General features: G+C 48.5%; 12 protein-coding genes. 10 read left to right on the top strand and 2 right to left on the bottom strand.

What is annotated here, in order from left to right; all coding sequences use genetic code 11:
• From dxs to spo0A, 5 genes are all read left to right on the top strand, one after another.
• Nucleotides 1–1,092 (top strand): 1-deoxy-D-xylulose-5-phosphate synthase (dxs, locus tag F8N00_RS10460; protein WP_421018181.1); only part of this gene is annotated, 1,092 nt, incomplete at its 5' end.
• Between the two features lie 6 nt (nucleotides 1,093–1,098).
• Nucleotides 1,099–1,905, top strand: a complete 807-nt coding sequence (locus F8N00_RS10455) for a TlyA family RNA methyltransferase (RefSeq protein ID WP_058265112.1) — start codon at nucleotides 1,099–1,101, stop codon at nucleotides 1,903–1,905.
• Nucleotides 1,906–2,059: 154 nt separating this feature from the next.
• Nucleotides 2,060–2,509 (top strand): transcriptional regulator AhrC/ArgR, encoded by a 450-nt coding sequence (ahrC, locus tag F8N00_RS10450; RefSeq protein WP_023467586.1) that lies wholly within the window; start codon nucleotides 2,060–2,062, stop codon nucleotides 2,507–2,509.
• A gap of 12 nt (nucleotides 2,510–2,521) precedes the next feature.
• Nucleotides 2,522–4,228: a DNA repair protein RecN gene (gene recN / locus F8N00_RS10445; protein WP_023467587.1), complete on the top strand. Its 1,707-nt coding sequence runs from the start codon at nucleotides 2,522–2,524 to the stop codon at nucleotides 4,226–4,228.
• 3 nt (nucleotides 4,229–4,231) lie between these two features.
• Nucleotides 4,232–4,954, top strand: coding sequence for a sporulation transcription factor Spo0A (gene spo0A / locus F8N00_RS10440; protein ID WP_074668437.1), 723 nt, complete (start codon nucleotides 4,232–4,234; stop codon nucleotides 4,952–4,954).
• Between the two features lie 21 nt (nucleotides 4,955–4,975).
• Here spo0A and F8N00_RS10435 read toward each other — a convergent pair whose 3' ends face one another.
• Nucleotides 4,976–5,569 carry a dihydrofolate reductase family protein gene (locus F8N00_RS10435; protein WP_421018180.1) on the bottom strand — a complete coding sequence of 198 codons (594 nt, stop codon included), beginning with the start codon at nucleotides 5,567–5,569 and terminating at the stop codon, nucleotides 4,976–4,978.
• Nucleotides 5,570–6,244: 675 nt separating this feature from the next.
• A complete protein-coding gene (locus tag F8N00_RS10430; protein WP_058265115.1) occupies nucleotides 6,245–6,499 on the bottom strand; it encodes a DUF2627 family protein in 255 nt (84 codons plus the stop codon).
• 122 nt (nucleotides 6,500–6,621) lie between these two features.
• Here F8N00_RS10430 and F8N00_RS10425 point away from each other — a divergent pair, with 122 nt between their 5' ends.
• The 5 genes from F8N00_RS10425 to F8N00_RS10405 form a co-directional block, all read left to right on the top strand.
• Nucleotides 6,622–8,277: a sigma 54-interacting transcriptional regulator gene (locus F8N00_RS10425; protein WP_058713638.1), complete on the top strand. Its 1,656-nt coding sequence runs from the start codon at nucleotides 6,622–6,624 to the stop codon at nucleotides 8,275–8,277.
• 144 nt (nucleotides 8,278–8,421) lie between these two features.
• Nucleotides 8,422–9,342 (top strand): phosphate butyryltransferase, encoded by a 921-nt coding sequence (gene yqiS / locus F8N00_RS10420; RefSeq protein WP_041255026.1) that lies wholly within the window; start codon nucleotides 8,422–8,424, stop codon nucleotides 9,340–9,342.
• A gap of 13 nt (nucleotides 9,343–9,355) precedes the next feature.
• On the top strand, nucleotides 9,356–10,480 hold the full coding sequence (locus F8N00_RS10415; protein WP_023467593.1) for a Leu/Phe/Val dehydrogenase: 1,125 nt from the start codon (nucleotides 9,356–9,358) through the stop codon (nucleotides 10,478–10,480).
• Nucleotides 10,481–10,496: 16 nt separating this feature from the next.
• The gene (buk, locus tag F8N00_RS10410; protein WP_058265383.1) at nucleotides 10,497–11,600 is read left to right on the top strand and encodes a butyrate kinase; all 1,104 of its coding nucleotides are present in this window, start codon (nucleotides 10,497–10,499) and stop codon (nucleotides 11,598–11,600) included.
• A partial coding sequence (locus F8N00_RS10405; RefSeq protein ID WP_421018179.1) for a dihydrolipoyl dehydrogenase family protein occupies nucleotides 11,570–12,649 on the top strand: 1,080 nt, incomplete at its 3' end. The genes buk and F8N00_RS10405, both read left to right, overlap by 31 nt.

Below are 12,649 nucleotides of genomic sequence, written 5' to 3'. Positions count from 1 at the left end.
AAAAAAGAAGAAGGTCCTGTCCTGCTTCATGTCATCACGAAAAAAGGGAAAGGCTATCGTCCGGCAGAGTTCGATGGTGTCGGCACATGGCATGGTCTTGGACCGTACAAGATGGAGTCTGGCGAAGTCATCAAAGGGAAATCAAAAGCACCTAGTTACTCCTTTACGGTAGCGGATACTTTAACAAAGATGGCACGCGATGATGAAAAGCTGACGTTGATTACGCCAGCGATGAGCGTCGGTTCAAAACTCGATTGTTTTGAAAAAGAATTCCCAGAGCGGATGTTTGACGTCGGGATTGCAGAACAACATGCTGTGACGTTCGCAGCTGGTCAAGCGACGCAAGGCATGAAACCTGTCGTATCGATCTACTCGACCTTCTTCCAACGTGCATACGATCAGCTCGTTCACGACGTGGCGCGTCAAAATCTAGATGTGACGTTTACGATTGACCGGTCAGGTCTCGTTGGCGCGGATGGTGAAACACACCAAGGCGTCTTCGATATTGCCTTCATGCGTCACGTACCGAACATCCGGATCGTCATGGCGAAGGATGAGAACGAACTGCAACATTTGCTCTATTCGGCCGTCAAATATGAAGGACCAATCGCCGTTCGTTTCCCACGTGGAGAAGGTATCGGTGTACCAATGGACGAGACATTGCATGAAATTTCGCTTGATACATGGGAAGTCGAACGTGAAGGAACGGACGTCGCGATCCTTGCGTTTGGACCACAAGTACAAGATGCGCTCAAAATCGCGGATCTCCTAGCAGACGAACTGTCGGTTCGTGTCATCAATGCCCGGACGATCAAACCGCTTGATGAGAAGATGCTGAATGCCCTTTACGCAGAAGGCATTCCACTCGTGACGCTCGAAGAAGCCGTCTTAAAAGGTGGATTCGGATCAGCTGTCCTTGAGCATGCGAACGAGCAGGAAGCATTCCCACGCGTCAAACGCTTTGGTATTCCAGATTGGTATATCGAGCATGGCGGTGTGAACGAATTACTGGAAGAAATCGGATTATTACCTGGACAAATCGCAGAAGAAGTACGCGCTTTCGTCAATCAAGGAAAGAAACAGAGTGTGTGACGATTCATGGAAAATGTAAAAAAAATCCGCCTCGACGTTCTTCTCGTCGAGCGCGGTTTGTTTGAAACGCGTGAAAAAGCAAAGCGATCGATCATGGCTGGACTTGTCTTTAGTGGTACGGAACGATTAGAGAAGGCCGGTGAGAAGGTCAAATCGGACATCGATCTGCACGTCAAAGGTCAGTTGATGCCTTATGTCGGTCGTGGAGGCTTCAAGATGGAAAAGGCACTTCAAGTATTCGATTTCGATGTCACGGGTAAAACAGGTCTCGATATTGGATCGTCAACGGGTGGCTTTACCGACTGCTCCTTACAAAATGGAGCAGCACATATGTATGCGCTGGATGTCGGTTCCAATCAGCTGGACTGGAAGCTTCGCTCGGATGACCGTGTGACGGTGATGGAGAAAACGAACTTCCGGCATGCGACACCAGACATGTTCCCTGTTGCGCCGCAGTTTGCGACGATTGATGTCTCATTCATCTCGTTACGGTTGATGCTTCCACCTCTGAAGACGATCCTCGTCGAAGGAGGAGATGTCATGGCGCTCGTCAAACCGCAATTCGAAGCGGGGCGTGATGATATCGGTAAAAAAGGCATCGTGCGGGATGAACGGATTCATGTCCGCGTCCTCGATGAGATGGTTGAATTCTTCATTCAACAAGGGTTCTATGTGAAACAGCTCGACTATTCGCCGATCACCGGTGGAGAGGGGAACATCGAATTCTTATTGCATGCGCGCCTTGGTCAACCAGGACTTGATCCATCTGTCCATGCGACAGAGACAGTCAAGCAAGCACATGCTAGTCTTTAAACGAACAGATGAAAACGAGGACGGATCCGGTTCATGGGTCCGTCCTCATTGTTGTTCGGAGCGACGAAAACCGTATAATAAAATGGCAAACGTGGACTTTTAATGATTTATTGGATTACAATAGTAACATCGAAGAATACTGTGAGGTGCAGGAATGACAAAGGGGCAACGGTTGATTAAGATTCGGGAGATCATCACCCAGTCGGAAGTAGAAACCCAAGATGAATTGGTAGAGGAATTACGGAATGCAGGATATAAGGTGACACAGGCAACGGTATCACGAGATATCAAGGAACTTCATCTCGTTAAGGTTCCGTTGAATGATGGACGTTATAAATACAGCTTACCCGCCGACCAACGCTTCAACCCACTCGGGAAATTGCGGCGTCTGCTCGGTGACAGCTTCATCTCGATTGATTCTGCTCAAAATCTGATTGTCATGCATGTCCTGCCGGGAAATGCGAACGCAGTCGCCGTCTTACTGGACCATTTGAGCTGGAACGAACTGCTTGGCACGGTGTGTGGGGACGATACGATCCTATTGATCGCACGAAGTGAGGAACAAGCGAAAGAAGTGACCGAACGAATTTTAGAAATGCTGTAAGGAGTTGACAGGATGCTAGCTGAATTATCGATCAAACAATTTGCGATCATTGACGAGCTACAGATCGACTTTAAAAAAGGAATGACCGTCTTGACTGGGGAAACAGGTGCCGGTAAATCGATCGTTCTCGACGCGATCGGATTATTGATTGGTGGACGTGGATCCGCGGAATTCGTTCGATACGGGGAAGATCGAGCGGAGCTAGAAGGATTGTTTCTGATTGAAGACGACCATCTCGTCTATGATCTCGCAGAAGAGTATGGTATCGATATCGAAGATGGATTGATCATCTTACGACGTGATCTGTTCGCGACCGGGAAAAGTGTCTGTCGTGTCAACAATAAGCTGGTCACACTGACGATCTTACGGGAGTTCGGGCGTGTCCTCGTCGACATGCACGGGCAACATGAACATCAGCATTTAATGGACAGTACGTATCATCAAGCGATTCTCGATGACTTCGCGCAAGAGACGATTGCACCGCTCCTTCAAGCCTATCAATCCGGTTATCAAGCGTATGAAGAAAAACGGACGGCGCTGCAATCGCTCGCGCAAAGTGAGCAAGAACTCGCTCAACGGATTGATCTACTATCGTTCCAGACGGAAGAGATTGAAGGCGCAAAACTTCGAGCACATGAAGAAGACGAGTTGCTCGTCGAACGAAATCGTCTCGCGAATTTCGAGAAGCTATATGCGTCGTTAAAGACAGCGTACGATGCTTTGCATGATGAGATGCGCGGCATCGACTCTGTTGGAGACGCGATGCGTGAATTACAACAAGCATCAAGCATCGACGAACAGTTTTCGCAGCAGAGTGATGCGATCGCAAGCGCTTTTTATGGACTCGAAGAAGTCGGGTATGCGATTCGAGATCAACTCGAAACTCTTGAGTTCGATTCTAATCGACTCGATGAGATCGAACAACGTTTATCCGTCTTTCAACAACTGAAACGAAAATACGGGGCGACGATCGAGGAAGTCATCGCGTATGGGGAGAAGATTCGAGTTGAACTCGATACGATGACGAATCGAGATGAACGGATTGAACGCTTAAAAGCCGAAGTCGAACAGCTCGAAGGCGAATTGTTTGAGATAGGTGGGCGTCTGTCGCAACAGCGTCGAAAAGCGGCAGTTCAATTAAGCGAAGCGATTCATCTGGAGTTGCGTGAGCTTTACATGGAAAAAGCACGGTTTGAAATTCGTTTTCTTCAAGACGGGAAGACACCGATGCTACGCAAGAATGGAATCGACCAAGTGGAGTTCTTCATCATGACGAATGCGGGAGAGCCATTCAAGTCGCTCGGAAAAGTCGCATCGGGCGGGGAGTTATCTCGTATCATGCTCGGACTGAAGTCAATCTTCTCGCGCTCGGTCGGAGTTGCTTCGATCATTTTCGATGAAGTCGATACAGGAGTATCGGGTCGTGTCGCACAAGCGATGGCTGAAAAAATCTATCGATTATCGGTAGACGGACAAGTGCTTTGTATTACGCACTTACCGCAAGTCGCTTCGATGGCCGATCAACATCTCTATATTCGGAAAATCGAAGAGACGGATCGTACGACGACACAGGTCAACGTCTTGTCTCAGTCAGATCGAGGAAACGAACTAGGACGGATGATTTCCGGTGCACATATGACGGATTTGACGTTACGCCATGCCGAGGAATTGATGGATCAGGCGAAGACGATGAAAGAATCGCTTAAAAATGGGGTGTAAGGATTGATTAAAGTCGGGATAGCAGATGATAATCGCGAAATGGTTGAACTGATCCGCCAGCATATCTCTGCGCAAGAAGACATGGAAGTCGTTTGCGTCGCCTACAATGGCGAGAGTTGTCTCGAACGTATGAAAGAACATGAAGTGGATGTATTGCTTCTCGACATCATCATGCCTCATTTAGATGGGCTTGGTGTTCTCGAAGAATTGATGAAGAAAAAGAAGAACCCTGCTGTCATCATGTTGAGTGCTTTCGGTAAGGATGAGGTCTCACAACAGGCGGTCACTCTCGGAGCATCGTACTTCTTACTTAAACCGTTCAGCATGGATCAGCTCGTTCAAAAAATTCGTCTCGTGACGCATCAAGGACAAGCACCGATCGTCGAAACAATTGACTTAAGAGTCGGTACGACACTGCGAGAAGTGGGGATTGCTCCGCATATTAAAGGCTTCACGTATTTAAAGGACGCTGTCTTAATGGTGCTAGAACGGGAAGATTTACTTGGATTGATCACAAAGGAACTCTATCCGACGATTGCGAAAAAACATCAAACGACAGCATCTCGCGTCGAACGAGCGATGCGTCACGCCATCAAGTCCGCTTGGAACGAAGGAATGCAACAGCACGAGCTCTTCAATGGTCGAATCGAACAAGAGAAAAGTCCGAAGAACTCGGAATTCATTTCGTATGTTTCAAGTCATATGAATCAAGAACAATCTGGTTAAAGGAAACACACCGTCTGATCGTTAGACGGTGTGTTTTTCGTTCCGATCCCGTTCATAGTAAGCGATCAACACACCGTTATCAAACGTGTGTCGTTTCGTGACGTTCCAAGTGAGAGGCGTCATTCCATTGTCGGGAAATAGACGTTTACCAGAACCAACGATGACTGGATAGTGGATCAATCGAAGTTCATCGATCAGATCAGCTTCATAAAGCGTATGAACGAGTTGACTACTACCCCAGACGTGAAGCGGTGGTCCGTCCTGTTGTTTCAAGCGTGTTAGTTCAGAAGTCGGTTGATTCAAATATGTCGTCGGCTGCCAACGAATAGGTGGTGTATGACGCGTAGCAACATACTTCATGGCACGATCGGCAACTGGCCAGATATCGGCATGGAGTGGCCAGTAACTCGACCATTGCTCGTAAGTCGCGCGACCGAGTAACAGGGCGCAATCCTCTTGCATCCATCCACGGATGACCTGACCGATCTCAGGATGCTGAAATGGAGCAGTCCATCCACCCTGTTCGAAGTCGTTGCTCACATCCTCATTCTTTCCGCTCGGTGCTTGAACGACACCGTCTAACGATAGATGTTCGAATACGATGATTTTTCGCATGAAAGATCTCCTTTCGATTACGTTCTGCTTATAGCATACCGCAAAGTTAAAAATATATAAAAGCGCTTTCAAATAAATATTGCATAAACTGAAATGTTTGTTATAATAAAGGTACCAAATGATTTGGCAAGACGTCAGATGAACGTCGAGTCGACAAGGACTCCGGAAATCCTGTTGATGAACATCATCTCAGAACGCCAACTGTAAATGGCTCAAGAATGCCGGACGACATTCTCTTGGTAGAAGTCGTACCAAGGTATCTTGTTCATTCTAGATGGGAAATCTCGAATGAATGGGAGCTTCCATGATTTCGAAGCTAGGGAAAAGTGGAAGTTAACGGATCGTCTAAAATGAAAAGTACAGTTCGTGAAAAGGAGTGTTGTCTAGCAGTGATTGTTAGCAACCGAATGTTTGACTGCTTCAAGCGGATGACATTACGCTCCACCTAGGTCCCGAGTACAGTCAGATGATGGAACTGAAACACCATTCTATCGTTAGCCCGATAGCCAGATCTGATTTCTTTCTACCTCTTCATTAAGAGGAACACCTAAGGTTTTGGAGTACACGAATAGTTCTAACTATGAGAGGAGTTCATCCGTAAGTGAAACCAATTTTATACGAGTAAAAGGTCCCGCGCTTGAAATGAATTCAAGAGATGGGGACCTTTTTCTGTGTTCATTTTTTTTGATAGCGGTCGGAGACTTTTCCACGTTTTCGATCGCGATAAAAGACATATCCTGCGACAAATCCAATGCCACCCATCGCAAGAACCAAACCAACGAGACCTTGCAGTACATATACGTAAGCCGCATCGCCTAAGTATTTAAACGGCACTTGCGCAATTAGAAAAACACTATCACGCATGAGCTTAATACCAATCGCGCCGATGATGCCGGGGATTAATAATGAGAGCAAACCAATGATACGCATAGGACGCCACTCCTTTCCAAGCGTATTGTATCAAAAAATTGATCGTTCTGCGAATCGGGTTTGCTTCCCTATTTTATTCCGAGTACGATAGAAATGTAAGCAGTTTCAAAGGGGGAATTCATATGCATCATCTACTCGTCGTCGGGGCTGGTCAAGGGGGAACAGAAGTCCTACATGCGTTTCAACGTTCACCATTATTAACGGTCATCGGTCTCGTCGATCCAAACATGGAGGCGCCTGGGGTGGCGCTTGCGCGGCGTGCGGACATTCAGATCGAAACGAATTGGTCAGCTTTTGAAGGAGCTGATGTCGATTTCATCATTGACGCTACAGGAGAAACTGGCGTACTTGAGCAATTGATTCATGATTTTCCGGGAGCGGCGGTCTTACCGGGTGAATTCGTCAGAGTGTTGCTTGAGCGATTGACTGAAAAAGAGAAAATGCTCGAAGCAATCATTCATTGTACGAGCGAGGCGATTTCCGTCGCCGATCAAGACGGACAGACGATGCTGATCAATCCAGCATATACGCGTATGACTGGTTTCACGGAGCGAGACGTCGTCGGAAAACCGGCAAGTGCCGATATCGGAATGCAGGAATCCGTTCATTTGAAAGTCTTGAATACGGGCGAGAACGTGCGGGATGTTCGCATGAAGATCGGGCAAGATCAACGTGATATCATCGTCAATGCGGCACCCGTCATCGTCGATGGACAAGTCCGCGGTTCCGTTGGGGTCATTCGGGATATTTCGGAAATGAAGGCACTCGCTAAAGAATTGAAGGCAGCGCGCCAAAAAATCCGGACGCTCGAAGCCAAATATACTTTTGACGATATCATCGCTGAGAGTGAAGCGATGCGCTTCGTCGTCGATCAAGCAAAGCTTGCGGCAACGATGCCCGTCAACGTCTTGATTCGCGGTGAATCCGGAACCGGCAAGGAATTGTTTGCACATGCGATCCATGCAGCGAGCGAACGTAAATATGAACAATTCGTCCGCGTCAACTGTGCGGCAATCGCACCGACGTTACTCGAAAGTGAACTATTCGGGTACGAGGAAGGCGCGTTCTCAGGAGCGCGACGTGGTGGGAAGCGGGGATATTTCGAAGAAGCACACGGGGGTTCGCTATTCTTAGATGAGATTGGCGAACTACCACTCGACGTCCAGGCCAAACTATTACGGGTGTTACAGGAAAATGAAGTCGTTCGCGTCGGTGGGACGAAGGCGATTCCAGTCGATGTCCGGATTATCGCGGCGACGAATGCGAATCTAGAGCAAAAGATCATCATGAATGAGTTCCGAGAAGATCTCTACTACCGGATCAATCGTTTACCGATTCACATACCGGCACTACGTGAGCGACCGGATGATATCGCACCATTGACCTTGCACTTACTCCGTAAATTGAATCAAAGTTATGGACGATCGGTCGGACGGATCTCAGATGATGTACTTGAAGCAATGAAGAAGCAACCGTGGAAAGGAAATGTCCGCGAGCTTGAAAATGTCATCGGTCGCGCGTTGATTTTTACGGATAAAACAGAAACCGTCTTGCGAAAAGGTCATCTTCAGCTTGTCGTGCCACAAACAACGAAAGTCACGACGAGACAGAAAAAGGAAATCAAGCATTTATCGGACGAGATGTCACACGTCGAAGAACGGTTGATTCGGGAAGCGCTTACTGCGTTTAATGGCAACAAAACAGAAGCGGCGAAACAACTCGGAATTTCTCTTCGGGCACTTTATTACAAAGTGGAACGATTTAACATCTATTCATGAAGCGCAATTTTTTGCGTGCAATATATTGCAAAAAATGCAAAAGCGTGCAAAATTAAAGACGTTCTTGCTTAACCTACCGTCTCTTTTGAATTGGCACGAAAATTGCTATTAATATTTATGTATGACAGGTGAGGGGGGAATACGGTGAGATTCAGTGAAATGGTCGAGCAGGCAGCTCGACTCGAAGATTCCGTCGTTGCGATTGCAGCTGCGGATGACGAAGAAGTGATGGATGCTGTCGCATTAGCAATTGAGAACGATTTAGCACGTTTTCATTTGTTCGGGGATGCGACACGGATTCAGCAGATGATTCAAAAACGAGCATTACGAGAGTCACAGTTCGTGATCACGCACACTTCTACATCACAAGAAGCGGCAGAGCGTGCCGCTCATGCCGTTCGCAAAGGGGATGCGAGCGTCTTGATGAAAGGTCTTGTTCCGACAGCAACGTTCATGAAAGCTGTCTTGAACAAAGAAACGGGTCTGCGTTCAGGGAATGTCTTGTCGCATGTCGCCTTGTTCGAAGTACCGGGGCGTGAATCAGCAATCGGATTAACCGATGCAGCGATTCACATCCAACCGACACTCGAAGACAAAGTGAAGATCATCGAAAACGGTGTCTCCGCCTTGCGAGCGCTTGGATACGGCTTACCAAAAGTCGCAGTCTTAGCAGCTGTCGAAGTCGTCAATCCAACGATGCAGGCAACGATTGATGCCGCTCTGCTAACACAAATGAACCGACGTGGTCAAATCAAGGATTGCCTTGTAGACGGACCACTCGCACTCGACAATGCCGTAAATCTCGTCGCTGCCCAGCAAAAAGGGCTAACGGGAGACGTAGCAGGTCAGGCGGATTTACTCGTCGTTCCGCAAATTGAAGTCGGAAACGTCATCTACAAATCACTCATGTATTTCGCACATGCCTCGGTTGCGGCGATTCTCGTCGGAGCGCGGGCGCCAGTCGTTTTGACCAGCCGTGCCGATACAGCAGAAGCAAAAATGTACTCACTAGCCTTTGCGCTATTAAATGCCCAACAGACGAAAAAAGTAAAACAAACAATCTGAGGAGGAACTTAAAATGGTCGAAACAAACGTAGAGTCACGCTTCAGCATCTTTGAAACAATGGAGATGGAAGATTACGAACAAGTCGTTTTTTGCCACGATAAAGTATCAGGATTAAAAGCAATCATTGCGATTCATGACACGACACTCGGACCGGCACTCGGTGGACTTCGCATGTGGAACTATGCATCAGACGAAGAGGCATTGATTGATGCGCTCCGTTTATCAAAAGGAATGACGTATAAGAACGCAGCCGCTGGGTTGAACCTTGGTGGTGGTAAAGCTGTCATCATCGGCGATGCGAAGACACAAAAGTCAGAAGCACTCTTCCGGGCATTCGGACGTTACGTCCAGTCACTGAACGGTCGTTACATCACAGCAGAAGATGTCAATACGACAGTTGCAGACATGGATTACATCCACATGGAGACAGATTTCGTTACTGGTGTCAGCCCAGCATTCGGATCAAGTGGTAACCCATCACCGGTTACGGCATACGGTGTCTATCGTGGAATGAAAGCAGCGGCAAAAGAAGTGTACGGAACAGATTCACTTGGTGGAAAAACGATTGCGATCCAAGGTGTCGGTAACGTTGCCTTTAATCTATGCCGTCATTTACATGAAGAAGGGGCGAAACTGATCGTCACAGACATCAATCAAGAAGCACTTCAACGTGCAGAAGAAGCATTCGGTGCCTTGATCGTCGCACCAGAAGACATCTACAGTGTCGAAGCAGATATCTTCGCACCATGTGCCCTCGGTGCGACATTGAACGACGAGACGATTCCACAATTGAAAGTCAAGATCATCGCCGGTGCAGCAAATAACCAACTCAAAGAAGACCGTCACGGTGACATGCTTGAAGAACGCGATATTTTATACGTACCAGACTTCGTCATCAATGCCGGTGGTGTCATCAACGTTGCCGATGAACTCGACGGATACAACCGTGATCGTGCCATGAAAAAAGTTGAACTCGTCTACGATGCAGTCACGAAAGTGTTCGAAATCGCAAAACGCGATCATTTACCGACATACCGGGCGGCTGAGAAAATGGCAGAAGAGCGCATTGCGACGATGCGTAGTGCCCGCAGCCAGTTCCTGCGTCGTGATAAAAACATTCTAGGATCACGCGGCTGATCAGAGGAGGATATCCATGAGCGAACGTATTTTAACGATCAATCCCGGTTCGACGTCGACGAAGATTGGTATCTTCGAAGGGACGAATCAGGTGTTCACGAAGACGTTACGCCATCCAGCGGAGGCGGTCGGAGGACCGCTTCCAGCACAGCTGGAGATGCGTCGTCATGTGTTACTCGAAGTGTTAGCTGAAGAACAGATTGATTTGAAAGCGCTTACTGCAGTCGTAGGACGCGGAGGACTACTCCGACCACTCGTCAGCGGTACGTACGCCGTCAATCGAGAAATGCGAGAAGACTTACTCAGCGGTATTTTTGGCGTCCATGCCTCGAATCTCGGCGGACTCCTCGCGGATGAGATTGCTCGGACACTCGACATCCCATCGTTCATCGTTGATCCAGTCGTCGTTGACGAACTCGAGCCGATTGCGCGGATTACAGGCTTACCTGAACTTGAACGAAAGAGTATTTTCCATGCTTTGAATCAAAAAGCTGTCGCGAAGCGGTACGCGAAGGAAATCGGGCGTCCCTATGAGGAACTGCGCCTGATCATCGCACACATGGGCGGCGGGATTACGGTCGGTGCGCACCAAGAGGGGCGTGTCATCGATGTCAACAACGGGCTCGATGGAGAAGGACCGTTTTCGCCAGAACGCAGCGGATCGCTACCTGTTGGTCAACTAGTAGAACTATGTTATAGTACCAAGTATAAACTTGAAGAGATGAAGCGTCTGGTCGTTGGGTCAGGCGGACTTGTCGCGCACTTGGGAACGTTTGACGCGATTGAGATCGAGCGCCGGATTGAAGAAGGCGACGAAAAAGCGGCGTTGTTATATGACGCGATGGCGTACCGGGTCGCAAAAGAGATCGCTGGTCAAAGTGCCGTCTTGTTCGGTCAGATCGACGCGATCATCCTAACAGGCGGACTTGCCTATAGTGATCGGTTGACGCGTGCGATCGAAGAACGTATCGCCCACCTCGGTCAAGTCGTACGTAGTCCTGGTGAAGATGAGTTGCAGGCGCTCGCAGAAGGAGTGTTGCGTGTCTTACGTGGGGAAGAAGAAGTTAAGGAATATGGAGGCGAACCAACATGGCTAGAGAATTCGACGTCGTTGTCCTAGGTGGTGGACCCGGTGGATATGTCGCCGCGATCCGTGCGGCACAAGCCGGGAAGTCGGTAGCAATCGTGGAACGAGGAAAATTAGGCGGGACATGCTTACATCGTGGCTGTATCCCATCTAAAGCCTTTTTGAAATCAGCAGCAGTCTATCAGACGGTCAAACACGCTGCTACATATGGCGTGGACGTACCGGAATCGTTTTTACGATTCGAACAGGTCAAACAACGTAAACAAGAGATCGTAGATGGATTAGAAGCAGGCATTCAGCACCTGATGAAAAAAGGAAAGATTGAAGTCTTTCATGGTCGGGGTTCGATTCTTGGACCAAGTATCTTTTCACCGATGCCGGGAACGATCAGCGTCGAACCGGAAGAAGGCGAAGGTGAGTTGATCCTTCCGCGTCAATTGATCGTCGCGACAGGGTCACGTCCACGTCCATTGAACGGACTTGCTTTTGATTCAGAGTATGTCCTCAGTTCGGATGATGCACTCGATATGGCAGATTTGCCAAAATCGATCGTCATCATTGGTGGTGGCGTCATCGGTGTCGAATGGGCATCGATGTTGACGGATTTTGACGTCGCAGTAACGGTCGTTGAATTCAGTGACCGGATTTTACCGACGGAAGATGCGGCAGTCAGTCGTGAAGTCGCTCGTCAATTGAAAAAGCGGGGCGTCAAGATTCATACCGGCGCAGCTGCACAAAGTGACACGTTCCGGATGTCAGAAGACGGTGTCTCGATCGCGATCGACCGTAACGGAGAACAAACGACGCTTGAAGCGGATAAATTGCTTGTCGCCATCGGTCGAATGGCGAACGTCGAAGGCATTGGGATTGAAAACACGAATATCGTCGTCGAAAATGGCTTCATCCAAGTAGATGACCATTTCCGGACGAAGGATCAACATATCTATGCGATCGGGGATGTCATCGGTCGCTTACAACTGGCGCACGTTGCGTCAGCAGAAGGTGTCAAAGCGGTCGAGGCGATCGTCCACGGAACGACGACACCACTTGAATATGCGTTCGTACCACGTTGTATCTACAGC

This window comes from Exiguobacterium sp. A1_3_1 (assembly GCF_048985645.1).
GTDB lineage: Bacteria > Bacillota > Bacilli > Exiguobacteriales > Exiguobacteriaceae > Exiguobacterium_A > Exiguobacterium_A indicum.
Note: the sequence above shows the minus strand (reverse complement) of the source record. Positions and strands in the feature narration are given on the sequence as shown.